The organism is Paenibacillus sp. LK1 (assembly GCF_002750415.1).
Classification (GTDB): Bacteria; Bacillota; Bacilli; order Paenibacillales; family Paenibacillaceae; genus Paenibacillus; species Paenibacillus taichungensis.
In genome coordinates this window covers 42,098-68,689 of the sequence record NZ_PEII01000009.1, presented here as the reverse complement: position 1 = coordinate 68,689, position 26,592 = coordinate 42,098, and the positions used below count along the sequence as shown (strand labels likewise).

The following is a 26,592-nucleotide window of genomic DNA, read 5'->3' as shown; positions in this document are numbered from 1 at the left end:
ATTTTCAGCTTAAGCGTTCAGCTTAAAACGCAGGTTCTACAGCACCTTGATAACGATCTTTGATGAATTTTTTAACCTCTTCGGAATGCAGAGCTGCAGCCAGTTTTTGGATGGCATCTGCATCTTTGTTATCTTCACGGGATACGAGGATGTTTGCATATGGGTTACCTTGCAGGTCCTCGATCAGCAGCGCATCCTTCTCTGGGTTCAGATTGGCTTCCAGCGCGTAGTTGGCGTTAATGAATACCAGATCTGCTTCATCCAGTTGACGAGGCATCATGGCTGCATCAAGCTCGATGATATTCAGGTTTTTCGGATTGGCTGTAATATCTTGAATCGTAGAAGTGATATTTGTGTTGTCTTTTAGCGTGATAAGTCCTTCTTTTGCAAGCAACAACAGTCCACGACCACCGTTGGATGGGTCATTAGGAATGGCTACTTTTGCGCCGTCTTTCAACTCATCCAATGATTTGATTTTTTTGGAATAGCCAGCAAATGGCTCAACATGAACAGGTGTTACAGCAACGAGGTGGAAACCACGTTCTTTGTTCTCTGTATCCAGGTAAGGCTGGTGTTGGAAAAAGTTCGCATCCAGTTGTTTATCTTCAAGCTGTTGGTTAGGTTGAACATAATCATTGAAAGTCACGATTTGCAAGCGAATGCCTTCAGCTTCGAGTTCAGGCTTGATGCTTTCCAAAATTTCCGCATGCGGTGTAGGTGATGCTCCCACTTTCAATTCTACGGTGCGCGGTGCGCCTCCAGCATTGTCAGCGCCGCTGTCGGAATCCTTGTTGTTTCCGCAAGCCGCTAGAACCGCAATCAGCATAATGCTAAGTAGAGCAAAAGACCATTTTTTCATGTGTAAAACCCCTTCTCCAATAAATTTTTTTTGCATTTTGCCCCAAATCGATACCGAATCAGGCAAATGCTATATATGTGTTATTTCCTGGTGAACCATTTAACCAAACGATCGCCCGCCATCTGAAGCACTTGCACCAGAATGATCATAAATACTACGGATATAATCATAATTTCATTCTGATAACGGAAGTATCCGTAGTTGATTGCCAATGTTCCCAGACCTCCACCACCAACCATTCCCGCCATCGCCGTGTAGGAAACAAGGGTAACGATTGTAATGGTGATCCCGGCTAGCAGACCCGGCAATGCCTCTGGCAGAAGCACACGCCTTACAATCTGTCCGGTTGAAGCTCCCATCGCCTGTGCCGCTTCAATGACGCCACGATCCACTTCACGCAGTGTAGTTTCCACCAACCGGGCAAAGTATGGAGCTGCGGCAATGACGAGCGGAGGTATAACACCCAGCACCCCTGTAGCTGTGCCAACCAGTGAACGGGTAAACGGAATGAGTGCAACAATCAGAATGATAAATGGCACTGATCGCAGAATGTTTACAATAAACGATAGTATCGTGTACACCACTTGAGACTGAATTGAAGTCGACCTTGCCGTCATAAACAGCAATACGCCTAACGGCAAACCAATGATGATCGTGAATAGGCCCGATGCTCCCAGGATTTGCAGCGTTTCAATTGAAGCCTTACCGATTTCTTCCCAACGTACCGTCGAAAAATCCATTTAACGAAGCACCTCCACATCAAGTCCCTGATCCACTAACTCTTTAATGGTGAGATTAATCTCATCTAACTGCCCCTCAAACCGAACGGTCAGCTGTCCATAGGGAACTTGTTTGATCGTTGAAATGGTGCCTTGCAAAATGGCGAAATCCACTCCTGTTTTACGAACCGTTCTGGACAAAATCGCCTCATAGGTTTTATTGCCCAGGAAGGATATTTTCACAAGCTTAGAAGCTCCGTTCGTCTGTAATGAGACATCTGCACTCGCCAGAGCAGTCTCTTCTAATGCAATTCCAACCTCATGGTCCCGCATCATAAAGTCACGCGTAATGGCATGCTGCGGCTTGAGGAACACTTCCGTCACTGGGCCTTGCTCCACGATGCCTCCCTGATGGATAACCGCCACCTGATCACAGATATTCTGGATCACGTGCATCTCATGGGTAATTAGAACAATCGTCAGGTTATACTTTTCATTGATATCCAGCAATAACTTCAGAATCGAATCGGTTGTCTGGGGATCAAGTGCCGATGTGGCCTCATCACACAGCAGAACGTTCGGATCACTCGCGAGTGCTCTTGCTATACCTACCCTTTGCTTCTGTCCGCCTGACAGCTGGGCCGGATATTTATTGCTGTGGTCCTCCAGTCCAACCAATGCAAGCATTTCCTTCACTTTCCGATCAATTGCAGCCTTGGGCGTATTAACGAGCTTCAAAGGAAAAGCCACATTATCATATACCGTAGCTGAGGATAACAGATTAAAGTGTTGGAAAATCATGCCGATCTTACGCCGTTGTTGTTGTAGATCGGACTTATTGAGATTGGTTAGGTTGATTCCATCAACCCAAACCTCGCCTGCCGTGGGGCGTTCGAGCAAATTGATACAACGGATCAATGTACTCTTGCCTGCACCGGAATGTCCGATAACTCCGAATATTTCACCCTTGCGGATATTCAAATTTAGATCGGATAAGGCCGTCGTACTTTTTGAACCTTTACCGTACGTCTTGGTTAAACCTTTTAATTCAATCAAAATTACTGCTCCTTCCCACTGCCTACATGTATCTTTACCCGAATGAAAGGAAAACTCCCCTTCATCGTACAAAAAAAGAGCCCCTTTTGCAGAAACAAAAAGGGCTCTTCACGTGAAAGATTATACCTTCTCATCTGCCAAAATCGTGCCTTGCACCATTTTGTAGGAATTAGCACCTAACATCTATAAAGTATGACACAGCTGTCATGCAGTTATAAATCGGTTGCCGGGCTTCATCGGGCCTGTCCCTCCGCCGCTCTCGATAAGAAATATTTAATTTATAAGTTCAGTAGTAGGTAATGTTAATGTCATAAATGTTAATTCCATCTAACTGTCGATCAGGAACTCAGTATAATCCAAGTATTCCGATTTGTCAAAGGCAAATATTACTATCCAATCAGTTCTTCGGTTGATGCAATACCTGCTTATGCCATTTCTCATTGATGTAGCCATACGCTGCTTTTAACGTCTCACATACCATATCCACACCCTGCCGGAGTTCCACGACATGTTGATCCAGATCCTCCAGCTTCACTTTCCCTTGCAAAGTCTGGTGCAACTGCCACAGATCATCCTGCATTTCGGAGTTCATGTAATGAATCTCCATGTTTCGTCGTTTGCGCAATTTGCTCATTGGCTCACGGTAAGAGTCCTTGATCCGAATTAGTTCTTTGGCAAGAACATAATGCAGCTTATCATATCCGAACTGTCTTAATACGGTGAAATATGAATAATGAGTTTTAACATTGGTTGTATTCAGCTCAAATATTTCATTCAACACTGTACCTAATTTATCCAAAATGGCAAAACATCGGATGAAGCCATCCTTATAAAAATAGACGTAACGGGCATACTCCGCTTTTTCTAATAATGTCATATCATCCGTAGAGCCCGCTTTGACTTTCTGACGGAAATGGGAAGCTGCAAAACAGCTTTGTTCCAATTCATCCAGCGAAGAGATCAGTCCCTGGGTCCATATATACAGTTTACGAAAATCATGGGTAGGATCATGGTCCACATGCATCTGTCGCTGAAATAGCTCAAGTGTATCCGCCATCGCTTCCATCGCGTCCTTTAGTATGCCTTCGTTCTTACGCGGCTTTTCACCCAGCAACGTTCGCAGCATATATAGCCTCCTCTTTCCACTCTGCAGATCATCAAATTAATAATAATTCATCATATTAAACAAAATCGGAATCAGAGTAAACGTATGACCGCTGCTTACAATAGGGTGCCCTGACACGCCTGACATCAAACAAAGTTCACCTGTCCAATGATGTACATCATCGGATGGTGAACTTCACTGGATTCATCCCCTGAACTACAATAATTCGGATATATTAGAAACGGTTAACGGGCCGATGCAACTTGTACACCAGGAAACTCATATACGTTAATACACCGAATAAAATGGCAATATCAAGCATATGCGCCAGCGCTACGAACATATACACTTCCGGACGGTTCATCGTGAGCATCAAACCAAAACCAATCACCACTTGCAACAAAACCAGTACAACAGAAATGACTCCTAGCGCTCTTAATTCCGTGTTATCCGGATGTTTGCGATACGCAAAATGACCAAGAATTGCAATGACGATTACTAATGAAACAGCCGCCACCCGGTGAGCAAAAGCAACAGCTACGCCTCCCGAGAGCTCAGGAATAATCTGCCCGTTACAGAGCGGAAAGCCTGAACATCCTCCAGCAGAATCCGTATGGCTCACAAATGCTCCAGTATATACCACGAGGTACGTATAGATCGTGGAAAACCACACCAGATTTCGGAAGCCTTTGCTAACTCGCGGATATCGATTCAGTCTTTCCAATCCACCATGGCGAGCTTCCTGCCGAATACCAAGCGCCATCATCAAGGAGCTGGCAAAAGCAATTAAGGCAAATCCGAAATGCAGTGCCATGACTGCGGAAGATTGGGAGAATACGACGGCAAAAGCCCCCATAATTCCCTGGACAATAACAAATATCAGCGTTAACAATGAAAACAATTGCAGATCACGGCGTGATTTGCCAAACCGCAAAAATGCTACAAAAGAGGCTATGGACAAAAGCCCTGCCAGTGCGCTGACTGCGCGATGGGAAAATTCAATTAGTGAGGCAACAGTATGTGCAGGCACAAGTTTTCCGTTACATAAAGGCCATTCTGCGCCGCAGCCGAGGCCCGATTCCGTTCGGGTCACTACGCCTCCGCCAAATGTGGCCAGAAACATGACAAGACAGGTTAATACGGTTAACCATTTAAACAAGGTTATGTGCTTCAATTTTTTTCTCACCCGCTGTTGGTTTAAGATGGCGAAGAACTACATCCTCCGCTTGATTCGTTACTTTGACACTTATTTCACAACTAAATTCATTATACCGGATAAATGTGTCATTGACGCCGCGCTTTGTGACAAAATGTTAACGTCTGTCGAGAAGTTGACCCACAGGTCATCGGCAAATATGTACATTATTACAACCTTAGTTTCTCCCGAAAACTCGGAAAATACAAACGCCACTTCCCTATTTCAAGAGAAATGGCGTTCCTTTAATTATAACCTTTAACATGGTTAACCTGTCATGTTTTATTTATGAATCGTGTTATACACCTCAACTGCACGCTGCAGGAATTGCTCAATCTCTTCTCTCGACTTGCGCAGTTTGTTCACATAACGAACAAGTTCCCGGCCATCTGTGTAAGCTACAAAGCTGGGGATGCCGAGAATATTTTGCTCTTCGCTCACTGTACCCACCTGATCTACGTCGACCTCAACCAACTTCAGTTCACGAGCAAACTTCTCTTCAACTTCAGGCATAAACGGATCGATGTACTTGCAATCACCACACCAATCTGCCTTAAATACAGCTACAGTCAAACGCGGAGATTGGATTGCCACATCAAATTCCGGTTTCGATGTAATCTTTTCCATTACAACATCTTCCTTTCTATACCTTGTCTTATCCTCTAAGTGAAGCAAATTGCGGAGTGGAAGTCAAATATTCGGCGCATACTGACATCAACAGCTTCTTAAACTAAAACCGTAATCAGAATATCAGGAAAGGAGGTCATGTCATGACTTCCGTTAAATCGGATTCCTCCGAGTCTGCCCATCATGGGTCAATATTACAGATGGTTCGATCCATCCCCGGTGCGGCCCGGGAAGTGTGGAGGGGCAAACAGGCGGCTTGGCAGGCTTCTGCACAGCTTCGTCATCCCTTGCGTGATATGGCTTGGGACTCTGACATGGCTGCTACCTTACAAGCTGAAGTGGAGCGCCTGTTGCCTGGAAACGAGAATGCTTTTGCCCGAAATACGCTCAGTGCACTGGTCTGTGAAGAGGACTGCATCATTCTGGAAGAAATCAAGACATTAACGCAAGAAAACAACCGGAGTAACATCACTCGCACAGCAGCATACCTGGAATGTTACGAACAGTATCCAGAGCTGCATTGGGCCCTGCTTGCCCATATGGTATCCCGCAACGGCGGATATCACATGACCGATCTCCAGAGTGACCTTATGCACAATCTGCAAAATCAAACAGATCGTGAGCATATGTATCGACTACTGGAGCGATGCAATGCCCTCATTTTCCAGGATGCTTATCCCCAGCTTCTGTTGTATATGAATAGCCGCCGGATCGGCCGGAGCTGTTTTCATTTGTTGTCCCATTTTCATGTATCGGCGTTCATGACGCCATTTTGGGAAAGATTTTGGCTGGAGCGATGCAGCTCGCTGCTTAGTGTGGCATTAATTATTAATGAGCAGAACTATATCGAGAGCCGGGTCGTGCAGCATCCCTATTTTCAAAAACAAGTGCTGTCCAAACCCGCATTCCATCTGCATAATCTGGCTGGGCTGAATCATATCGTATTTCCACTCGGACGGGAAAAAGGTCTTGCAGGCCGGGTTATTGAACATTTTGGCAAACTGGATGAGCGGATTATGTTTGGCAAAGGTTTATATGCGATGCTGTTTGGCGTGGAACAAGTGTTTACTCAAGTATTGGAGTTTGCACGCTCGGTTCCCCACCGTGGCTCACGTGCTGAATACTGGCCTGGTCTGTTCACCGCACATAAAGATGAAGCCGGAGAAAATGAGCTCTATAGTCAGGAGCTACTGGATCAAGAATGGCTACCAGTAGGACAAAGGTTATATAGTCCTGAATTGCTGGCTGTATGGGGTGATACGCCGTATGAACCGATTACAAGGCAGGATTGGCTGCAAAATCGAGATTGCCTCGTTCATCTCACTGCCCCGCGCCGCCCCTGGCTGTTTGAGATGAGCCATGAACATCGGTACGGCATGCTGAAAACTGCATTGGCCCATGATGCAAAAACCTTGACGCATTAAGGACAGAGGCTTTGTCGAGGACTCGTCTAGTAGAAAAAAATGGACTACCTTTATTGGTATAAATAAAAAAGCCCTGTCCGCTATGAAAGCAGACAGAGCTTGTACTTATTTCAAACAATATAACGAAGTGTGTATTATGTGTTGAAACGATTAGCCACGTTGCCCGGCTCCACGTTGTAGACGCATGAGCGGACGGAGTATTTTTTGCAAAATACGAGGGTAACTGCCCAGTTCGTCTTTACGAAGTACACGTAGAACAACCATGAGTACCAGATACACGACAACCACAAGCGCACCCACAAACAGACAGGTAACGAGGAATGATACACGTGCTGGCAGGAATAAATCAAAGATGGAGTTCCCAGCCCAGTTCGCTGCAAAACCAACACCTGCTGCAAGCAGCACGGTAATGATGAATCCTTTCCAACGATCACCCATGATCGAGAAATCAACAATTTTGCGAAGTACCCGCAGATTGAGGTACGTAATAACCAAGAAACACAATGCGGTCGCAATAATGATTCCGTAAATGCCAAAAATCGGAGCCAGGATTAAACTCGCTATGAGTTTGACTACGATACCCGCAGCTACACTGATCATTGTAATCCGTGGTTTACCCACCCCAAGCAAAATGGAGTTCGTGGTCATCATTGTAATTTGAAAAATAGTACCAAACGTCAGCAATGTAATGATTGGTGTCCCGTCTGGGCTGGTAAACAGCAAGCCGTTAACGGAATACGCTGCCGCGCATAGAGCGATAACGATTGGCATCCCGGTCAGAATCGAAATGCGCAAAGCAAGCGTCACCTGGTTTTTCAGATGAACTTCATCCTTGCGTGCAAAAGCTGCCGAAATGACTGGCACAAGTGATTGACTCAGTGCGATAGCCAAAATCGGAGGAATGCCTGCAATACTTTGGGCCTTGGCACCGAGAATGGCAAGAACTCCTGTCGCTTCTTCCAGTCCGATTCGTCCGCTAAGCAGTGGAACTACCAACGATGAATCGATAAAGTTAATCGCTGGAACAGCGAGTGAAGATAATACGATTGGAATCGAAAGTTTGAATATATCGCTGTAAATACCCCGCATGGGCAATTGCTCCGCACGTTCGTAATTCAATTGAGCCGCACGGTCATTTTTGCGAAGCTTCAAGGTGAAGTACAACATGACAGCAAAAGCGCCAATACTTCCGAATACGCCCCCAAATGAAGCCCCTGCCGCAATGGTTTGATCATCATAATTCCATTGCAGCATAACAAACGCCACGATGATCGCTGTACCTACACGTGCAAACTGCTCCACAATCTGTGAAATGCCGCCTGCCGTCATATTGCCACGACCCTGGAAATATCCACGCATCATTGCGATGGCCGGGAAGAGAAGCAGCGCTGGAGCCAAGGCCCGAATGGCGCTCACCGATTCCGGCACTTTGGATACGTACGTCGCATAATAAGGTGCTGCGAACCATAATAAAGCAGACATCACTACCCCGGCTACAGCCGCAAAGATCAGGGCTGCACGGTAGATTTGTTGAGCTTCACCTGCGCGTCCCAGTGCATAACGTTCCGAGACCATTTTGCTAAGTGTACTCGGTATGCCTGCTGTAGCAACGGTTAACAGCATTAAATATACCGTGTTGGAGATGGTAAACGATGCGTTACCGATATCGCCGAGGATATGCTCCAGCGGCACCCGTTGAACCAATCCGAGTACCCTCGCAATCAGCGCAGCTGCCGCCAAGATGAGCGTACCTCTAATAAATGTTTCCTTCTTAGACAAGCCAATTCCCCTTCTTTCCCCCACACCGACGTACATCCAGATGAAGCCGCTCCCGAACGTCTATGCGAATCTTACCACCCAGATAATAAACAGAACAATCATGACGATTTGCAAAATAATTTTCATTACGGTGCTCGTAAACAGCCCCACCACGGAGCCAAATCCGACTTTAGAAGCTTTGGCTGGTGAAGAACCTCCGATCAGTTCCCCGATAAAAGCACCGATAAATGGCCCCAGTACAAGTCCGAATGCCGGAATGACAAATGGGCCAATGATGACACCAATCGTACTGAGAGTCGTCGATAATTTGGAGCCGCCGAATTTCTTCACACCCCAGGCACTGACGACATAATCAGCCACAAACAGCACCACTACGATCAATATCTGGATAATCCAGAACCATACACCGAACGGAACAAAGCTGAAGAACCAGCCATAGACCAGAAACGCGAAGAAAATCGCTACAGCACCAGGCAGTATGGGATATACCGTTCCGGCCATCCCCACCGCAAACAGCAGTACAATTAAAATCCAGCCAACGGTTGCGAGCAAAGGTTACTCCCCCTTCAAAATATGATCACGGATGACTTCGACTATGCCATCTTCGTTGTTGCTCGCTACGATCAGGTCAGCCGCTTCCTTCACTTGTTCCTGCGCGTTGCCCATGGCAACACCAAGACCCACGGCTTCAATAACAGCCAGATCATTCAAGCTGTCTCCAACAGCAACCACTTCGGACATCTCTATACCCAGAAGCTTGCAGACTTCAGCTACGCCGCTCGCTTTGGATACACCACCAGGGTTAATCTCAATATTAACAGGTGATGAGTTCGTCATTTGCAAGCCGCCCATTTGTTGCAGCTCCATCATAATCTGGTGACGGACTTCATCTACTTCGGTATTGAATCCGAATTTCAGCCATTCCAGACCTTCAATATTGTCCGTCCAGCGATCCCGGTTAAACAGCTCTTCCACGGAATATGCCCAGTACCAGCTATTATATTTTTCGCCAATCTCCTGCATTTTGCGGATCAATGCCGGGTCCATCAGATGGCGCATATGCAGATCATGCGGAGCTTTCCAGACTTCACTGCCATTGACCGTTACCATCGGGGTCTCCAGCCCAAGCTGTACCGCATAAGGCATCGCATGAAAAACAGCTCTTCCCGTCGAAAGGCACACATGCACTCCCCGGCGAATGGCGATCTGAATCCATTTGGCGGTTTCCTGTGTGATCTCATGATTATCGTTAAGCAATGTTCCATCCATATCCAATGCAAGCAATTTGTATTTTAGTTCACTCATGCCGTATTTCCTCCTCAGTTGTCTCTCTCCAAGTTGAACTCATGGATATACATATAGACACTATGTGGACAGAAAACCTTTCGATCGCTGTTATCTTTGATTTTATATATTTCCTTTATAGCTACAACATTGGTATTCCTAAGGGTCTGCAGGGTGAACGTTACGGGGACGGATCGTCTTCCGATCGCTGTTGTATCCAAATTTTCTTGAACCAACTTTCTAATAGTTGTAATTTGGATACAAAGGCGAACGCTTCGCTTCTTCAGATCGATTCCGTTCCCTCCACTACGCCTGTTATTTATAAAACCCAATATACCTGTTTGGAAAAACAAAATTTATAAAACCAAGTAATCGCTTCTTCAGGACTTTTCTGTCCTCTCCGTTTCCCAATGTATCTCCAGTTCAACTTATATGCTCTTTATATCTTATCTAACATACTCTCACAAAAAGATCGCCCGGCATTCGCGTAGGCGGATGCTCCGGACGTCACAGCTAACGACATTTTACCACAGATTGTCGGCCTGCAACAAAGTAACCCGCGATACGGGTGAACCTTTACAACATGGCAACAGGGGTCTGTTCCAATTCATGTAAGAGTCTGGTATGTAATAAAATTACCCGTAGCCATGAAAAAACCGCCTGCGATGCAGGCGGCTGCTACTTTTTTTATCCATTAACGTGCCGCGAATTTGCGACGAGCATACCGAAAGACAATACCATGCTTTGGAGACAGCAGCAGCGCTAGCACAAACAGAATTCCTGCTACGGCCACCATACAACCTGCAATGGAAGCATCCAACGCGTAAGCCATGATGTAGCCTCCTACCGAGGAAGCTGCTCCTACGAGCACGCTGTACAGAATCATTTTGCCCAATCGATCCGTGAGTAAGTAAGCCGTCGCTGCAGGTACAATCAACATGCCTACCACGAGAATAGACCCTACGCTCTCAAATGAAGCCACAGATGTCATGGAAACAAGCCCCATAAGCAAATAGTGGAACAACACCACCGGAATACCGCAGGCCGCAGCCAGCGCCGGATCAAAAGCGCACAACTTGAACTGCTTGTAGAACAGGCCGATTACAAGGAGGATGACCAGCAAGGTGATGCCCAGCATCCAAACCGCCCTTGGGCCTACATCCGTCCCCCCAAGCGTTAAGGTATCCCACTGGACATAAGCGATCTCACCGAACAAGACACAATCGAGATCCAGATCAATATGCCCGGCATTCAAACTGATCAAAATCACACCCACTGCGAAGAGTGCCGTGAACACTATTCCGATAGAAGCATCCGATGATAATCCTCCAGCCTGTAAGCTTTGAATAAAGAACACTGTCAGTAATCCAAATACGGTTGCCCCAAGCAGCATCCATAACGAATCACGTGAACCGCTCCACAGGAAAGCAATCGCAATACCTGGGAGAACCGCATGACTGATCGCATCTCCAACCAGAGCCATCCGCCTTAATATGAGAAAACAGCCAAGAATGGCACAGGCGGAGGATACCAGGATAGCCGTCAATATAATCCAAAACGTTGCCATTACAACTCACCCCGTTCCTGCTGTGCTCGCTGTGCAGAGAGTGTCTGTAGCGTGGCATGCTCTTCTCTCAAGTAAGCAGATTTCGCCTGCATACTTCGTAAACGCCGTGCTAACAGTCCGCGCCGTGGAGCAAGCAATGCGGAACCCGCAAATAGTACTGTCGCTGCCAGTACGGTTACTGGCCCTGTCGGCAGGTTAGGCACCAGGGTGCTGAAGATTGTACCTGTCGCACCGCTCAGTGCTCCAAATACGCCGGCCAACAGTACCATAAGCGAGAGCGAGTCCGTCCAGCAGCGAGCTGCTGCTGCAGGGGTCACCAGCAAAGCGGCGACCAGCACCACGCCAACCGCCTGAATCCCTGCGACAACCGCAATAACGGTCAAGAGCAGAATTAGTTGTTCCAGCATGCCAACCGGCAGTCCCATACCTCGTGCAAATCCCGGGTCAAAGCTCACCAGCTTGAATTCTTTGAACCATGCCAGACAAGCGATCAATAATACAAGACAGACACCGCCCATGACATACACATCCGTCATCACCATGGATGCGGCCTGCCCAAACAAATATTTATCAAGTCCACTCTGACTGCCGCTTGCACCGTGCTGAATCCGAGTAAGCATCACTACGCCAATACCGAAAAATACAGTTAGCACAATCCCCATTGCCGCATCCTGCTTGATCCGGGAATACCTTGTAATCCACGAAATCCCGAAGGTCGCAATGATTCCAGCCACAAGCGCACCGAACAGAAATAATCCTACGGATTTGGTTTCAGTCAACATAAACGCGATACAAATCCCTGGCAAAGCTGCATGAGCCAGCGTATCTCCCATGAGACTCTGACGACGCAAAAATGTAAAAGAGCCAATAATTCCACTACTAAAGCCGAGCAATAAGCAGCCAAGCAATATCCAGCGTGTATTGGGATCGGACAAAATAGCTACTATCCAGTTCCACATGCACTACACCTGGCCTTTCTCCGACCGGCTTCCAATCATCGCTATCCGGCCTCCGTACGTCTCTTGCAAAGTATCCGGTACAAATACTTCATTTGTGGGGCCACCTGCAACCAGCCTTCCATTAAGCAGCAACACATGGTCGAAATATTCCTCTACTGTCGCCAGATCATGGTGAACAACCAGTACGGTCTTCCCTTGCTTCTTTAACTGTTCCAACAGTGAAATGATAGCTTTCTCCGTTGTAGCATCCACACCTGCAAACGGCTCATCCATGAAATACAATTCCGCATCCTGTACCAGTGCTCTTGCCAGAAAGACACGCTGCTGCTGTCCTCCGGATAGCTGACTGATCTGGCGGTACATATAATCACCCATGCCCACTTGCTCCAGGCAGTGAGCTGCCAGATCCCGTTCTTTTTTGCCTGGACGGCGGAACCAGCCCAGATGTCCATAACGCCCCATCATGACAACATCGAGGGCGTGTGTTGGGAAATCCCAATCAACAGATTCACGCTGAGGTACGTAGCCGATGCGGCGACGCTGTTCTCGGTAGGACTGACCAAAAATTTTTACTTCGCCGTGCATTTTAGGCACTAGTCCCAGAACCGCTTTGATCAAGGTTGATTTCCCGGCCCCATTGGGACCAAGAATACCAATCAACTGACCTTCCGGGATGTCAAAAGATACCCCACTGAGCACCGGCTTTTTATGGTAAGCCACCGCCAGGTCCCGAACACTAAGCGGAGCTGATGTAGGCTGTGTTCCCTTCAGATGGTTAGCATTTAGTTGTGGTTGAGATTTTTCGGATAAAAATGTATCGCTCATGCTCTGTCCACTCCTCTCTTCATATCGTTTATCATTTTAAAGCTTCTACAATCGTCTGAGTGTTGTGGCGGATCATACCGATATACGTTCCTTCTTCTGTTCCCTCAGCACCCATTGCATCCGAGAACAGTTCACCACCAATACTTACGGTATGTCCTTTTTCGGCTGCCCCAGCAATAATCGCTTCCATCGCTTTTGCCGGTACGCTGGATTCTACAAATACCGCTTTGATATTATTTTCCACAAGGTAATCTCGCAACTCACTGACATCCCTCGCTCCATACTCAGCTGCTGTACTGATTCCTTGGAGCCCCATCACTTTCATGTCATAAGCTTGGCCGAAGTATCCAAAGGCATCATGCGCCGTAACCAATACCCGACTGGCTTCCGGTATCTCCTGGATTTTTTCCCGCACCTCGGAATCCAATGCCTCCAGTTTTGTTAGATACTGCTCCGCCTGTACCTTGTATTCTTCTGCGTGTTCAGGGTCTGCTTCCATGAGTGTATCGCGCACAGCTTCTGCGGCATGCATCCAGTGGCTGACATCAAACCAGACGTGTGGATCATATTCCGTTCCGCCTGTATCTTCCCCTGATCGCAATTCATCCACCGGAATGTTCTCCGTGACAGCTGTTACTATTTTGCTCTTGGACATTTTCTCCAAGATGTCTGTCATTTTTCCTTCGAGATGCAGCCCGTTATAGAAGATAACCTTCGCTTGCTCCAGCTTCCGAATATCTCCCTGCGAAGCCTTGTACAAGTGAGGATCTACCCCTGGGCCCATTAGCCCGGTAACATCAACATATGCCCCGCCGACTTCACGCGCTACATCCGCAATCATGCCTGTTGTTGCTGTAACCTGTACCTTCCCTTCACTACCTCCTGTTTCCGCTGCACTTGAGCACGCTGTTAGCACGATAACCAGAACAACAGCTGTCAGTGTCATTAACCCTCTCTGAATGCTCCTCATCTTCACCATCAACAATCCAAACCGCCCCTTTCCCTCTCCTAACATAATTGTCCTCATCTAATTTTGTTGTACAAGGTATTAAAATTTACACAAGACTAATAATGTTTCCCTTGTGCAAATTTTAGCTGATGCAAAATAAAAAGGCAAGGGATAATTTCCCCTGCCTGTCCCAATGAGTATTTTGGCGATTTAATTAACCTGTTTTCTTTCTCGCTTATCTTCTGTCCTATTTTCTTTGAGCTACTTCATCGCTACTCTGTATCTTTCCCCTGATCTTTCTTCCCTTTTGGAGTCCCATCAAGGCCATACACTTCATCGTAAGCATCGAAAATTTTACGTGCAATCGGAGACGCACTGACCGATCCAAAGCCACCTTCGGGCACAACAACCGCTATAGCCAACTTCGGATTATCCCGTGGTGCAAATGCGATAAATACACCGTTTTCCTTTTTGTTCGGTCCTGTTCCCTGCTCCGAGGTTCCTGTTTTTCTCGCATAATCGTAGGGGAACCCTTCAAACGAACTCACTCTGGTGACCATGCCCTTATGCACTTCATTCCAGTATACATCCGCAAAATCAACCTCGTTTAACACTTTTGGTTTGATTTTTTTGACCACATTGCCATCGGCATCACGGATTTCCTTCACCAAATGAGGTTCCATTCGTTTGCCCTTATTAGCAAGCATCGTGGTATATTGTGCAAGTTGAAGCGTTGTATATTTACCTTGCTGACCAAATGAGGCAAAAGCAAGACGTGTAAGAGCCGATTCATCTTTGTTTTTATACTCAAGTCTGCCCAAGAATTCACCAGGCAAGTCAACACCAGTTGATACACCCAAGCCAAACTCCTGCATGTGCTCGTGCCAAACATCAAGCCCTTTATCCGAGCCATATTTATTTAGAAGTCTTTTGCCAACCATATCAATCATAAAGGCATTGGAAGATTTCTCAATAGCCCGTCTCGCTGTAATATTGCCATTATATGCAGAATGGGAGTTCCTCACTTTTCTCCCGTCTTTCCCCAAAATGGCATATCCCTGGTCGGGATAGGTCTGCCCGGTCGTAAATAGTCCTTCTTTCAATCCAATCAATACACTGAGTGGCTTGATTACGGAACCTAGCAGTACAACGGATTCAGTATGTTTTTTCGAATCGTCCGGCGGGAAGGAAGCCATCGTTCCGTTGCGATAAACGTACTTGATCTTGTCATAATCCCAGTCATTCGGATCATAATCGGGCATACTCGCCATAGCCACTACATTGCCAGTATCCACTTCCATGGCTACCGCATATCCCGTAACGGCTTTCGGAAGCTTACGCAATTCATCCGTTATTGCCTGCTGTGCTGCCATCTGAATTTCCTTATTGATTGTGGAGACCAGACTGTATCCCTTCTCCGGCGGAGTCTGTTGCATCGTACCCTCTGGCAAATTACGCAAATTAATATCAATGGATTGGTAGCCGCTACGCCCACGAAGCTCCTCCTGATATTGAAATTCAAGGCCATCAACTCCAACTTTTTCTTGCTGAGTATAGCGCAATCCCGGGTCGCGTTCTGTTGCTTCAGATTTGCTGATTTCTCTATACTTATCCAAGTTGTCCTGTTGGCCCTTGAACTCTCGTGTATATCCGATCACCTGAACTGCTACCCTATCTGGATCATACTTTCTTACGTTTTCCTCAAGAACCATAGCACCTGGATATTCGGCCTTTTTCTCCATAAAATAAGCAATTTCTTTCATGTTGAGATCAGATTTCACCAGACGAGGAGTATACCCATGTGCCTTCTGAGATTCCAGATCCAAGCGTTTTAAGATCTCTTCTGCATCGGGTTGTTCTTTGTCCCCCGGATTAAACTGTTTAAACACAGCCGCCAGTTCATCTGCGAGTTCCTGTGCCTCCTGCTTGCGGTCATCATTTCTATAATCCTCATACAACAATACATAGAGGGACTGCACAGGCTCCGAATAAGCCAGCGCGACTTCCCCTGTCGCATCGTAGATTGGCCCACGAACAGGAGCGAGCGGAATATCTTTAGTATTTCGGCTGGTTTCCATATAGGTCAGTTCAGGTCCCTCCACAAATTGCACAAAGGCTAACCTGAAAATGAGGATACTGAATATCACAAACGCAGCGAAAAAAAACACATTCATTCTTACACTAGACGGCTTGTTGTTGACTGGTGTATCTTCATTGGACATTTTCTTTTTCCTCAATCGGTTAAACATGGGATAAGCCTCTCCGTTCTTATGTAAAAGTAGATTCATCTATCACGCATATTGCATCAATCGGTTCATGTAACATACCTTTCCTTTTACAAGTCTATCAAAGGTCAACTGCCATGTCCTCCAGATTTTGGTTACATTTTCGTAAACAGAATAGACATATGGTGATACTTTCGAAACGATGTCAATACAGACATATCGTTAATCTCTTTACTTTTGAAATAAATTTTCATTCTCTTATATAACGTGGCATGCACAATGTTTGTTACATACTGATATGCAGCAGCTTGTGGGAAAGTGGCCTTTTAGTCCTGGCAAACGTAAAAAGGACCCTTAAAAGGGTCCCTTCTTTTGAAATCAACGACTTACATTACTGTGTATCTGATTCCTTATTTTTATCTTTCTTCGGTACACCGTCCAGACCAAACTCCTCGTCATATGCGTCGAAGATCGCACGTGCAACAGGGGCGGCACTGCTCGAACCAAAGCCCCCTTCAGGAATAACCACGGCTACAGCCAGCTTCGGATTGTTGCGTGGAGCGTAAGCAATAAATACCCCGTTATCCACCAATTTGCCTCCGACTAACTGTGTGGATGTACCTGTTTTTCTTGCAAAGTCATAAGGGAATCCACTAAATGCCGTTACTTCGGTTGCCATGCCTCGCTGTACTTCATTCCAGTAAGCATCATTAAAATCGACTGTGCTGAGCACTTTCGGTTTCATTTTCTCAACCACATTGCCTTCCGAATCACGGAACTCACTGACTAATTGTGGCTCCATGCGTTTTCCTTTATTCGCTAGCATCGTAGCATACTGTGCCAGCTGCATCGTTGTATATTTCCCTTGTTGTCCAAAGGAGCCATAAACAAGTCGAGTTAGTGAACTTTCATCGGTGTTCATATAATCCCGAATACCCAAGAATTCATTCGGCAGATCAATCCCAGTGGATACACCCAGACCGAACTGCTTCATGTATTTATCCCAAACATTGATTCCCTCTGCGCCATATTGGGAGTAAAGCTTCTTGCCAATCTCATCAATCATGAACACGTTCGAGGAATGTCGAATCGCATCATGGGGAGTTAACGACCCATACACGTGTCCCGATGAGTTCTGTACTCTACGGTTATCTCCACCGAAAGTCGTTGAACCACGGTCTGAATACACCGTATTTGTTGTGAAAAATCCTTCTTTCAAACCGATCAATACACTAAGCGGTTTAATCGTTGAACCGAGTAATACGATAGATTCAGCTCGTTTTTTAGAATCGTCGGGCGGGAACGAGCGAATTGTACCATTTTGATATACATACTTGATGTCATCATATTGATCGTTGCTAATACTACCCGTTCTCCAGATATTCGTGTCATAATCTGGCATACTGGCAATCGAAACAATCTTCCCTGTATCCACTTCCATAGCTACCGCAAAACCTGTTTTGGCATTCGGATGCAGCTTACCTGAAACTGGATGTGTATGCAGCCAGCTTAGTTGATCCAGTATCGCCTGTTCTGTCTTCACCTGAACATTTTTGTTAATCGTTGTAATCAGGTCGTACCCTTTTTCGGGTGGGGTAGAGCCCGCTACACCTTCAGGCAAATTCCGCAAGTCAACATCAACGGAGTTATAACCACTTTTTCCCCGCAGAACATCCTGATATTGCAGTTCCAGTCCATCAAAGCCAACAAACTCATTCTCGGTATATACAAGACCTGGGTCCGTTTGCTTTTTATTGGCCTCATCAACCTCTTTGTATTTATCCAATGTTTTGGAGCTTTTGAACTTTTTGAGATAACCAATCGTCTGAACGGCTACCGTATCCGGATCATAGTAACGCACACTTTCCTCTACAATCTGAATTCCCTTGAATTCATCCTTGTGCTGCAGGAAATAAGCCACTTCTTCATCGGACAGATCACTCTTGATCAGACGTGGCATGAACCCATTCGCTTTGCGCGAATTGAGGTCCATTGCTTCTAAGATGTTGTCGACCGTAAGGGCCTCGGAATCCTTTTTCTTATACTGCTCAAAAACATCATGCAGCCGGGTGGCGATGTCCTCCACTTCCGCTATATTCGGATTAGGCTTGCCATCCACATCCCCATAGTTTTTGTATAAAGTCAGATACAAGGATTGAATCGGCTTGGAGTAAGCCAACTTCACCTCGCCCGTGGAATCATAGATGGTTCCTCTCACGGGAGCGAGCGGTACATCTTTGGTAATGTTGCTCGCTTCCTCCTGACTGAGCTCAGGCCCTTCCACGAATTGCAAAAACGCCAAACGTACAATAATAACGCTAAAAATAACAAAGGAAGCGAAGAAAAATACGTTCATCCGGTAACTGAAGCGCCTCTTGTCCGTAAGTTCGTCCTTCTCTTTTGAATGATTGTTCATTCATCCTACCTCTTTCATGACTTGATGCATACCGTCCAGGCTGTACAGCCTCGGCATGATAACCTGGCAACGTCGTCATCTCCCGGACCCATGTCCGGCGTAATGTTAAGCTGATTGATCTTTCAGATGGGTATCGGCAAAGTTAGGAGGATTGAACCAATCGCCACTAATCGCCCAAGTGGGGTCAAGCGGAATCCAGCTTTCCGAATCACTCAAATATATTTCATTCCAGGCATGCGGACCATATCCACCCTGCCCGTTATAACCAAGCCCTGTAACCACTTTGACTTCGAGACCCTGTGAACGAGCCATGACCGCATATAGACGAGCGTAATCGATACATACGCCTTGACGTGTATCAAATGTATTTTGTGGCGTCTGCTCGTGCCATATGCCCTTTTGCTCATAGTCATCCACTTTGCCATAGTCATATTGAATGCGAGAACCTACCCAGTCATATAATGCCCTGGCTTTGGCTTCATCTGTCGTTTGACCTTTCACAATTTCTTTTGCCGCAGATTCAATATCCGCCGGAATGTTATGGTCAATGACTTCATATTTGCGTTGCAGGATCGCCCCAAGTTCCTTTTGCACGGCTTGCGTAAATACGGGCAACTTGTCCTTGATGAATGTACCTGATAATGGCTCTATAACAGATTTGGCTCCTTGCATATAAATAGGTGAAGCCTCTACATAGCGACTAAACATGCTGCCCGGATAGAGACTGACAATCATGAACAATACGGCAATCACAATCATCCCGCGGACGGAGCCAATAACTGTACCAATCACAGCACCCGTAATACGGCTGAAAAATCCTTTGGGTCTGCTCTCTTGCTCTGCCGAACTGTATCTTCTGCTGAAAATAAGGGAAGAGAGCAATCCGAGAACCAATCGGATGAAGCCATAACTAATCACAAACAACACGGCAAACCGCATCAGCGGAAAATCAGCAATGGCCGTAATCAATGTATAATACATCTGCTCCCATCGGTTCAATTCACGGTTAGGCATGTCTGCCGCATGCACAGATAACCATTGCTGAACATATGGCGCAAGCCATAAGGTTAAACCAATAGATAACAAAATACCAATGACCGCCATAATGCCATCCATGAGGAATCCAAAGAGTCTTCCTGCCGAACGCGAAGCACCTCTGGACCACCCCTGAAGCAATGAAGCGGCCACAATCAGCAGCAGCATAATCGTTATGCCATTGAATTCTTTCAGACTATCCAGCCAACTTTGCAGCACGTATTCATTCCTCCTTTACTACGAAGCCGGTGCTGTTCCGTTCTCCTGTGCCTGTTTGACAAAAGTTCGTATCGTTTCATTGTCGACCTTCCATTCACCCACGGAGATCCCCCGGAATGTAACATCGACTTTATCCGAATTCGTTCTACCCTTAATCTCCACATTGGGGCTTGTGATGGTAAATGCCCCATCCTGTCCCTTGGTGTATGTTGCTTTGGAAGCTTCTTTGAGCATCATACTGGTCGCTTCCTTCTTCAATGTGTCCATCGTACTTGATTGAACGTCAGTAACTGTCTGTTTGATCTGATCAATGGAGATGCCGCTGTATATCAGTAGAGCCGCAATAATGATGATGGCAATCGCCCATTTCAATACGGTTTTGACCACGTTCAGAACAAAGAACAAAATGATCAACGCAACCACAATCACCAGCCAGTTCTGCATCACAAACTCTTTGATTACTTCTATGTTCATGACTACACCTTCCGTATTAGAGTTGATTATTAACACTCCCGAATATTATACATGATTTCCGAAGCTGCTGTCAGCTAAGCCTCCTATGTAAAAATAAACGGTCTAAGTTCGTCCCGCCGGGCGTACAAGTAGTACCATGAGGTTCTGTCCAAGGAACGGGGAACACATCATGACCAGTTATTGAACATGCATCGCTTAACAAGGAGGGGCTTATGTGAAAACGGCCATCTGGCTATATCTATTTTTGTTCCTTGCTGTTTTTGATCTGCACGCGCAGTATCCAATCTTGACCCCTTTCGCTATCTCGCTCGGGGCAGCCCCGACCTTCATCGGCTGGATGATGGGCATCTATTCCTTGACTCATCTCCCAGGCAATCTGATTGCCGGAACCCAAATCGACAAACATGGCAGTCGTCGTTACATTGTATTCAGTTTACTGGGTGCAGGCATCATTTTGCTTATCCAGGCACAAATCCATACGCCATGGCAGCTGCTCGCCCTGCGCTCCATCAGCGGGTTTGTACTTGCTTTTCTCTCTCCGGCCTGTCTCGCATTGCTTGCGCAGCTGTCAAGTGATCCAATCAAGCAAGGTAAGTACATGTCAGGCCATGGCGTTGTACATACGCTGGCATCCGTGGTGTCCCCCGCCGCAGGCGCATTGATCGTGGGAGCTTTAGGATTTTCGGCCACCTTTGCAAGTCTCGGTTATCTGCTCATACTGTCTGGTGTTATCGCATGGTTATCCATGCCCAAAGGCCTCGTTGAAGTTCAGCACGAAAAAGTGACCGAGCCCGCCATGCCTAGCAACCTGGTTGAAGAAAAAAGAAAATTCCTGCCCGTATCCTGGCGGTACTTTGCTCTACCCCTTGTCATTGCCTGTGCCCAAGGAATTCTGTTTTTTGAACTGCCACTGCGTGGAGGCGGACATTCGTCCATGATGTCTACCGGACTTTTGTTTTCCATTATCAGTATTGGAGCACTATTTACCCTGAGCATGCTATTTCTCAACCGTTATTCTCCCAAACTGCGGTTGATTGCAGGTGTGCTGCTGATGTCTTTATGTTTCTTTGCTATGGCGGCGATACCACAGATTCCGTTGTCTTCCGTGCTTTTCGTTCTGGGGATGTCCAAAGGCATTATTTTCCCAGCCATGGCAACACTCTTTATTCATTTAAGCGGTGGAAACAAGCTGGGTCGTATCTTCTCATTGCAATCCATTGCTACCTCCATCGGTTCTTTCATCGGCCCAATCACAGCAGGACAGCTTCGTGTGGGTTTATCGCCGTATTTCATTGCTTTTGTATTATTGATGATCGGCATTATGCTGCTCCCTTATTTCACAGCCAGACGCGAAGCTTCCCTATCTGATCCTAAAAGCATACTGGGTTAACCGTATCAGAATGATCTACTATCCGTACTCTTTGACAACAGAAAGGCTAGTATTTTTCTTGGCTTTGCATCATTCCCCCATTTACAGCTAAACTATATAAAATGGACTGATGTTTTACACACGAACAAGGCGACTTCTTCATCTTCAAGATCTCTTCTTAAATATCTTCATTAGGAATGGACGATCCGTAAACGGAACAGCCACTGTTGCTGAAAGTTAGAAATCAAAGATGTTTCTGTCAACGTAGTCACTCGTGTAAAAATTAGAAAGTCCATTTTATATAATCCAGTCGATTTCCGCTGCAACATTTCCCGGGGAATGTCGACATAAGCTCTCGATCAAGAGGTGAATATGATGCCTATTCATGTCATTGTGGAAGGTAAAAACGACCGCAGCAAACTAAAACGTCTTGTAGGACCCGAAATCAACATTTTGTGCACATTTGGAACACTGAATTCTCTCAAGCTTGAGTCGCTGCGCAAACAGGTTGGTTACGATGAGGTCTACTTATTTATGGATAATGACAGTTCGGGCAAAAAAATCAGGGGTGTGCTACGAGATGCCTTCCCGGATGCAGTACAGATGTATACACGACGTGGTTATGCGGGTGTAGAGGGAACTCCCGATGAATACATCATCGCCCAGCTGGAGAAAGCCGGATTGGAATCGTATATCCAATATCCTGAATTCCCATCGTTTTAAACCGTAAGAGGCTGCTCGCCGGGTATTCATTCAACCCAGGAAGCAGCCTCTTTATTTGGCGATTATAATGAACGCATCTTTATTCCTTGATCAGATTGCGAATGTCTTCCGCAATGACTGCTGGTTCAACATCCTCTGTATTAAACGCATTGTATACCTTACGCAATTGGTTATTCCGATCCACCAATCCAATCATGTTCATGTGGGCAAAATCATCCTTGTTCTCACCCTCAATGAGGATCTGGAATGAATCCCTGGCGAGCTCCTTCGTTTGATCCATATCCCCCCGCAAGAAGTACCAGCCTTCATAATCCGCGTGGAATCGATCTGCAAATTCCTTAATCTTCTCCTTGGTATCCACTTTTGGATCAAACGAAATAGATACAAATGAGGCATCCTTGCCAAAGGTATCGTCCTCTTTCAACAGATCCTGCACCTGGGATAACGTAAACGTCGTAATTGGGCACACATCCGGACAACTGGTGAAATAAAAGTAGAACAAACGTACCTTGCCTTTGGTATCATCCAGAGATACTGTACTTCCATCCACATTTTCCATCGAAAAGGATTGAATCTCCCGAATTTCGGGTAACTTTTCCTTGCTGGCAAATACGGTGCCCCACATTAAATACACCGCCATAATTAGTGCAAGCCCTAACAGCATCCATGTCCATTTATACTTTTTCAGCATCATTATCGTCCCTTCCGATATCAGATCATATGAATACGCATACATAAAAGTTGAAGCAGTTCTCTATAAAATTCATGGACTTGAATCGTGTTTTTAATGACTTTTCCTCATTCCCATACTACTTTGATGCATATGTATACCAAGAACCCAACCGACAATGGGCCCCCTTGTTATTGTAGCTGTTCCACGGACCCGTGCCCATCTAATGTTTATTAAAGCATTTCATGCTGCTCATTTGTGCACTGTATCCAGAATCATCAATATAAAACTCAAAGATAGATAGTTAATGGAGTAAAGGAATACCTTTTTGGCCCAGGCATCTGTATTTTGTGCACGAAAGCCTTTAAGTGCGTAGTACAGCCACAGCACGGAAAGTATCAGTGAAACGGTAAGATAGAAAATTCCTGCATACCCGTAAGCATACATGAGAACTGGGACAAAGATTTGCAAAACCAGATAAGGAATCATCTGAATCTTGGTCCGTTCAATACCCTTTACCACCGGTAATAGCGGAAATCCACCAGCCCGATAATCTTCCACCCTACGGATCGCGAGCGCCCAGAAGTGTGGAGGCTGCCATAAAAACAACATGGCCAGAAGCAGCCATGCACCAAGATCCATCCGTCCAGTTACTGCGACATAACCGATGACTGGTGGCATTGCACCAGACAGACCGCCAATGGAGGTGCTCCATGTCGACGAACGTTTTAACCAAAGGGTGTACATAATCACATAGACAAACATGCCAAAAATGCCGCATAATCCGGCAAGTACCCCGGAGAAGGAAAAGAGTACGGATAATCCAATCACACCCAAAATAATGGCATAGGATAAAACGACTTTGGGTGTTAAACGTCCTGTTGGCAAGGACCTGTTGCGGGTACGTTCCATTTTGAGATCAAGTTCACGGTCAAAGTAATTGTTAAATACACAAGAAGAAGCCATAATCAGTACCGTTCCAAGCAGGGTCAGCAGCATTTTGCCGTAGTTGACGTCCCACTGGGATGCAAGCCAAAAGCCACCAAAAACCGCAATAAGGTTGGTTCGAAGAATGCCTGGTTTCGTAATATGGATAAAATCTTTCCACGTCCCTGACTTCATCGGAGGCGCAGATCGTGTTGCCGAATCGGAAGAAGCCTGGTATCTCAATGGATTGTCCACGCTTGTGAATCCCCCTTCTTCTTGATCTCATGGAGGTTTCTCTCTTTCGCCTCCGATATAAAGTTTATCACAGGAAAAGGAAAAATAGTTTGACAATGCTCGTACAATTGCTGTCAATTGAGCAGGTTCTTGTCATATCTTTGGAAATTAGGGTGTTTTGCTTCCCGGTAGGCGGATAATATACACTATATATGGGTATCACCTAGATAGAGAAGCAACTCGCATTAACGATACACCACACAAAGGAGACGTTTATGGATACTTCTACACATTTTGTCATGGGGATTGGTTTGGCCGGTCTGGCTTATGTCGATCCTGTTGTCGCGACGAGTCCCATGCTCGCAGCTGCGGTCATGGTTGGAACCATTGCAGGCTCGCAGGCTCCTGACATCGATACTGCGTTACGTCTCAAAAGCAACTCGCTCTACATCCGGAATCACCGGGGTATGTCCCATTCACTGCCATTTCTCCTGTTATGGGTACTGCTCATCACCGGTGTCATTGCACTGATCTTCCCGGGTGTCGCTGTTGGACACGTCGCGGCTTGGACTGCTGTCGCCGTTGGCGTTCACGTTTTTACCGATTTGTTCAATACCTATGGAACTCAGGCAGCACGGCCTTTTACAGAACGCTGGATTGCCTGGAACATCATTCATATTTTTGATCCGTTTCTGTTTACCACACATGTGCTGGCCATATTGTTATGGGCCTTCGATCTGATCGCCCCTGCTCCACTCTTTGTTTCACTGTATATTTTGATTGGCTTGTATTATGTATGGCGGACAATAGCACGTGCTATGGCTGTTAGACAGGTGAAACGACTCGACAAAAATAATTCTAAGGCTCATTACATGGTCATCCCAACAATATCCTGGTACCGATGGCATGTAGTGAAAAGATTTGAAGACGGCAGTTATGAGATTGGCAAAATGGACCATTCCGTCTTAACCTGGAATCTCCATGCTTCATCGTCTACTCACGCGGCTGTCGCCGCCTCACGCAACTCTCCTGAAGTCACTGCGTTTCTGTACTTCACCTCCTATGCTGTTGCAGAGGTGGAAGAATTACCAGCAGGATACAAGGTTCGCTGGGCGGATGTGCGTTATCGACACCGCAAACAGTACCCATTTGTCGCTGTAGTCGTTATGGATCGAAATTTCGAAACGATTGATACGTATGTCGGCTGGTTAAGTGACGAGAAAATGAATAAAAAACTTTTATCCGCACGCTCTTGACGAAAGGTGCATGGAAGGGCACAATCAGACATAGGAACGAATGCGCGAGAAAGCCCGGAGCGTTTCCGCTCCGGGCTTCTGCTTGTTGCTTTTTGGTTATAATAATTATTTGCCAGACCCAGCCAGAGACTGCTCAGCGATTTGTACCAGACGTTTGGTGATGTACCCACCCAGAGATCCTGTCTCACGGGAAGTGTAGTTACCGTAGTAACCGTCTTGTGGGATAGTTACACCCAGTTCTTGTGCAGCTTCGATTTTCAATTGTTGCAATGCTGAGTTTGCTTGAGGTACCACCAAGTTGTTAGAACGAGATCCTTGAGCCATATTTAAAATCTCCCTTCAATCTGTGTCTGTAATGTAATTGCAAGCTTGCAAGATTATTATGGCTCGTGCGCTTCAGGTTATACGGAATTTCATCAAATTTCTATATGGAGGTTTTTCCCAATGAGCAAAGGTTTATCGCTATGGTTTGCATTCTCTTCGATTATGTTGTTAGCGGTTACGGCGATTATGATCTCTTACTCCGGCTGGTTGGCTACGTTGCTGTTTGTCGTGTCCGTTGCCAACATCGGCTGGGGATTTGTTATTCGCGCAAAGAAAGAGCGTCGTGAAGCACGTACCACTTCGGAAACAGCCTCTTGACCCGGTAAACTTCATAGGATAGTACGAAACGATAATTAAAGAGGAGCCCCATCA

Annotated in this window: 25 protein-coding genes and 1 riboswitch; of the genes, 5 read left to right on the top strand and 20 right to left on the bottom strand. The window is 46.1% G+C overall.

The window, feature by feature from the left end:
- Nucleotides 1–22: 22 nt before the first annotated feature.
- The 6 genes from CS562_RS20080 to CS562_RS20055 all read right to left on the bottom strand — a co-directional run bounded on the left by CS562_RS20080 (nt 23) and on the right by CS562_RS20055 (nt 5,561).
- The gene (locus CS562_RS20080; protein ID WP_076290912.1) at nt 23–859 is read right to left on the bottom strand and encodes a MetQ/NlpA family ABC transporter substrate-binding protein; all 837 of its coding nucleotides are present in this window, start codon (nt 857–859) and stop codon (nt 23–25) included.
- 80 nt (nt 860–939) lie between these two features.
- Nucleotides 940–1,599, bottom strand: coding sequence for a methionine ABC transporter permease (locus tag CS562_RS20075; protein WP_076290913.1), 660 nt, complete (start codon nt 1,597–1,599; stop codon nt 940–942).
- A complete protein-coding gene (locus CS562_RS20070; RefSeq protein WP_076290914.1) occupies nt 1,600–2,634 on the bottom strand; it encodes a methionine ABC transporter ATP-binding protein in 1,035 nt (344 codons plus the stop codon). It abuts the gene before it with no gap.
- Between the two features lie 127 nt (nt 2,635–2,761).
- Nucleotides 2,762–2,903, bottom strand: a riboswitch (SAM riboswitch).
- Between the two features lie 128 nt (nt 2,904–3,031).
- Nucleotides 3,032–3,760, bottom strand: a complete 729-nt coding sequence (locus CS562_RS20065; protein WP_099858028.1) for a Cthe_2314 family HEPN domain-containing protein — start codon at nt 3,758–3,760, stop codon at nt 3,032–3,034.
- Between the two features lie 214 nt (nt 3,761–3,974).
- Nucleotides 3,975–4,913 carry a COX15/CtaA family protein gene (locus tag CS562_RS20060; protein ID WP_090954689.1) on the bottom strand — a complete coding sequence of 313 codons (939 nt, stop codon included), beginning with the start codon at nt 4,911–4,913 and terminating at the stop codon, nt 3,975–3,977.
- Between the two features lie 303 nt (nt 4,914–5,216).
- Entirely contained in the window at nt 5,217–5,561 is a 345-nt protein-coding gene (locus tag CS562_RS20055; protein ID WP_063566123.1) for a thioredoxin family protein, read from the bottom strand.
- A gap of 143 nt (nt 5,562–5,704) precedes the next feature.
- Between CS562_RS20055 and CS562_RS20050 the strand changes: the two genes are divergently transcribed.
- Nucleotides 5,705–6,985, top strand: coding sequence for a DUF2515 family protein (locus CS562_RS20050; protein WP_099858027.1), 1,281 nt, complete (start codon nt 5,705–5,707; stop codon nt 6,983–6,985).
- Nucleotides 6,986–7,135: 150 nt separating this feature from the next.
- On the opposite strand, the gene CS562_RS20045 is transcribed toward CS562_RS20050, so the two are convergent.
- From CS562_RS20045 to CS562_RS19995, 11 genes are all read right to left on the bottom strand, one after another.
- Nucleotides 7,136–8,764 (bottom strand): putative polysaccharide biosynthesis protein, encoded by a 1,629-nt coding sequence (locus tag CS562_RS20045; RefSeq protein ID WP_099858137.1) that lies wholly within the window; start codon nt 8,762–8,764, stop codon nt 7,136–7,138.
- A gap of 60 nt (nt 8,765–8,824) precedes the next feature.
- Nucleotides 8,825–9,265: a DUF456 domain-containing protein gene (locus CS562_RS20040; RefSeq protein WP_063566179.1), complete on the bottom strand. Its 441-nt coding sequence runs from the start codon at nt 9,263–9,265 to the stop codon at nt 8,825–8,827.
- 54 nt (nt 9,266–9,319) lie between these two features.
- Nucleotides 9,320–10,069 (bottom strand): Cof-type HAD-IIB family hydrolase, encoded by a 750-nt coding sequence (locus tag CS562_RS20035; RefSeq protein WP_076290920.1) that lies wholly within the window; start codon nt 10,067–10,069, stop codon nt 9,320–9,322.
- Nucleotides 10,070–10,742: 673 nt separating this feature from the next.
- Nucleotides 10,743–11,615: a metal ABC transporter permease gene (locus CS562_RS20030; protein ID WP_063566127.1), complete on the bottom strand. Its 873-nt coding sequence runs from the start codon at nt 11,613–11,615 to the stop codon at nt 10,743–10,745.
- Nucleotides 11,615–12,574, bottom strand: a complete 960-nt coding sequence (locus CS562_RS20025; protein WP_063566128.1) for a metal ABC transporter permease — start codon at nt 12,572–12,574, stop codon at nt 11,615–11,617. Before CS562_RS20025 ends, CS562_RS20030 begins: the two co-directional genes overlap by 1 nt.
- A gap of 3 nt (nt 12,575–12,577) precedes the next feature.
- Entirely contained in the window at nt 12,578–13,399 is an 822-nt protein-coding gene (locus tag CS562_RS20020) for a metal ABC transporter ATP-binding protein (protein ID WP_246317948.1), read from the bottom strand.
- Between the two features lie 31 nt (nt 13,400–13,430).
- The gene (locus tag CS562_RS20015) at nt 13,431–14,414 is read right to left on the bottom strand and encodes a metal ABC transporter solute-binding protein, Zn/Mn family (protein ID WP_257219556.1); all 984 of its coding nucleotides are present in this window, start codon (nt 14,412–14,414) and stop codon (nt 13,431–13,433) included.
- Nucleotides 14,415–14,620: 206 nt separating this feature from the next.
- Nucleotides 14,621–16,597, bottom strand: a complete 1,977-nt coding sequence (locus CS562_RS20010; RefSeq protein ID WP_246317947.1) for a peptidoglycan D,D-transpeptidase FtsI family protein — start codon at nt 16,595–16,597, stop codon at nt 14,621–14,623.
- A gap of 367 nt (nt 16,598–16,964) precedes the next feature.
- Nucleotides 16,965–18,989, bottom strand: coding sequence for a peptidoglycan D,D-transpeptidase FtsI family protein (locus tag CS562_RS20005; RefSeq protein ID WP_076290925.1), 2,025 nt, complete (start codon nt 18,987–18,989; stop codon nt 16,965–16,967).
- A gap of 105 nt (nt 18,990–19,094) precedes the next feature.
- Complete coding sequence (locus CS562_RS20000; protein WP_076290977.1) at nt 19,095–20,192, bottom strand: transglutaminase family protein; 1,098 nt, start codon at nt 20,190–20,192, stop codon at nt 19,095–19,097.
- Between the two features lie 69 nt (nt 20,193–20,261).
- A complete protein-coding gene (locus CS562_RS19995) occupies nt 20,262–20,717 on the bottom strand; it encodes an ATPase (protein WP_076290926.1) in 456 nt (151 codons plus the stop codon).
- Nucleotides 20,718–20,931: 214 nt separating this feature from the next.
- On the opposite strand from CS562_RS19995, the gene CS562_RS19990 reads away from it, so the two are divergent.
- Nucleotides 20,932–22,107 carry an MFS transporter gene (locus CS562_RS19990; RefSeq protein ID WP_076290927.1) on the top strand — a complete coding sequence of 392 codons (1,176 nt, stop codon included), beginning with the start codon at nt 20,932–20,934 and terminating at the stop codon, nt 22,105–22,107.
- 354 nt (nt 22,108–22,461) lie between these two features.
- Nucleotides 22,462–22,809 (top strand): toprim domain-containing protein, encoded by a 348-nt coding sequence (locus tag CS562_RS19985; RefSeq protein WP_024631255.1) that lies wholly within the window; start codon nt 22,462–22,464, stop codon nt 22,807–22,809.
- A gap of 79 nt (nt 22,810–22,888) precedes the next feature.
- Here the strand turns inward: CS562_RS19985 and CS562_RS19980 are convergent, their stop codons facing one another.
- Nucleotides 22,889–23,500 carry an SCO family protein gene (locus CS562_RS19980; RefSeq protein WP_175381119.1) on the bottom strand — a complete coding sequence of 204 codons (612 nt, stop codon included), beginning with the start codon at nt 23,498–23,500 and terminating at the stop codon, nt 22,889–22,891.
- Between the two features lie 231 nt (nt 23,501–23,731).
- Nucleotides 23,732–24,661 (bottom strand): heme o synthase, encoded by a 930-nt coding sequence (gene cyoE, locus CS562_RS19975; protein ID WP_076290929.1) that lies wholly within the window; start codon nt 24,659–24,661, stop codon nt 23,732–23,734.
- Nucleotides 24,662–24,915: 254 nt separating this feature from the next.
- Here cyoE and CS562_RS19970 point away from each other — a divergent pair, with 254 nt between their 5' ends.
- Complete coding sequence (locus CS562_RS19970) at nt 24,916–25,896, top strand: metal-dependent hydrolase (RefSeq protein ID WP_099858024.1); 981 nt, start codon at nt 24,916–24,918, stop codon at nt 25,894–25,896.
- 105 nt (nt 25,897–26,001) lie between these two features.
- Here the strand turns inward: CS562_RS19970 and CS562_RS19965 are convergent, their stop codons facing one another.
- Nucleotides 26,002–26,220, bottom strand: a complete 219-nt coding sequence (locus CS562_RS19965) for an alpha/beta-type small acid-soluble spore protein (protein ID WP_017692386.1) — start codon at nt 26,218–26,220, stop codon at nt 26,002–26,004.
- 120 nt (nt 26,221–26,340) lie between these two features.
- Between CS562_RS19965 and CS562_RS19960 the strand changes: the two genes are divergently transcribed.
- Nucleotides 26,341–26,538, top strand: a complete 198-nt coding sequence (locus CS562_RS19960) for a hypothetical protein (RefSeq protein WP_063566137.1) — start codon at nt 26,341–26,343, stop codon at nt 26,536–26,538.
- Nucleotides 26,539–26,592: the final 54 nt, after the last annotated feature.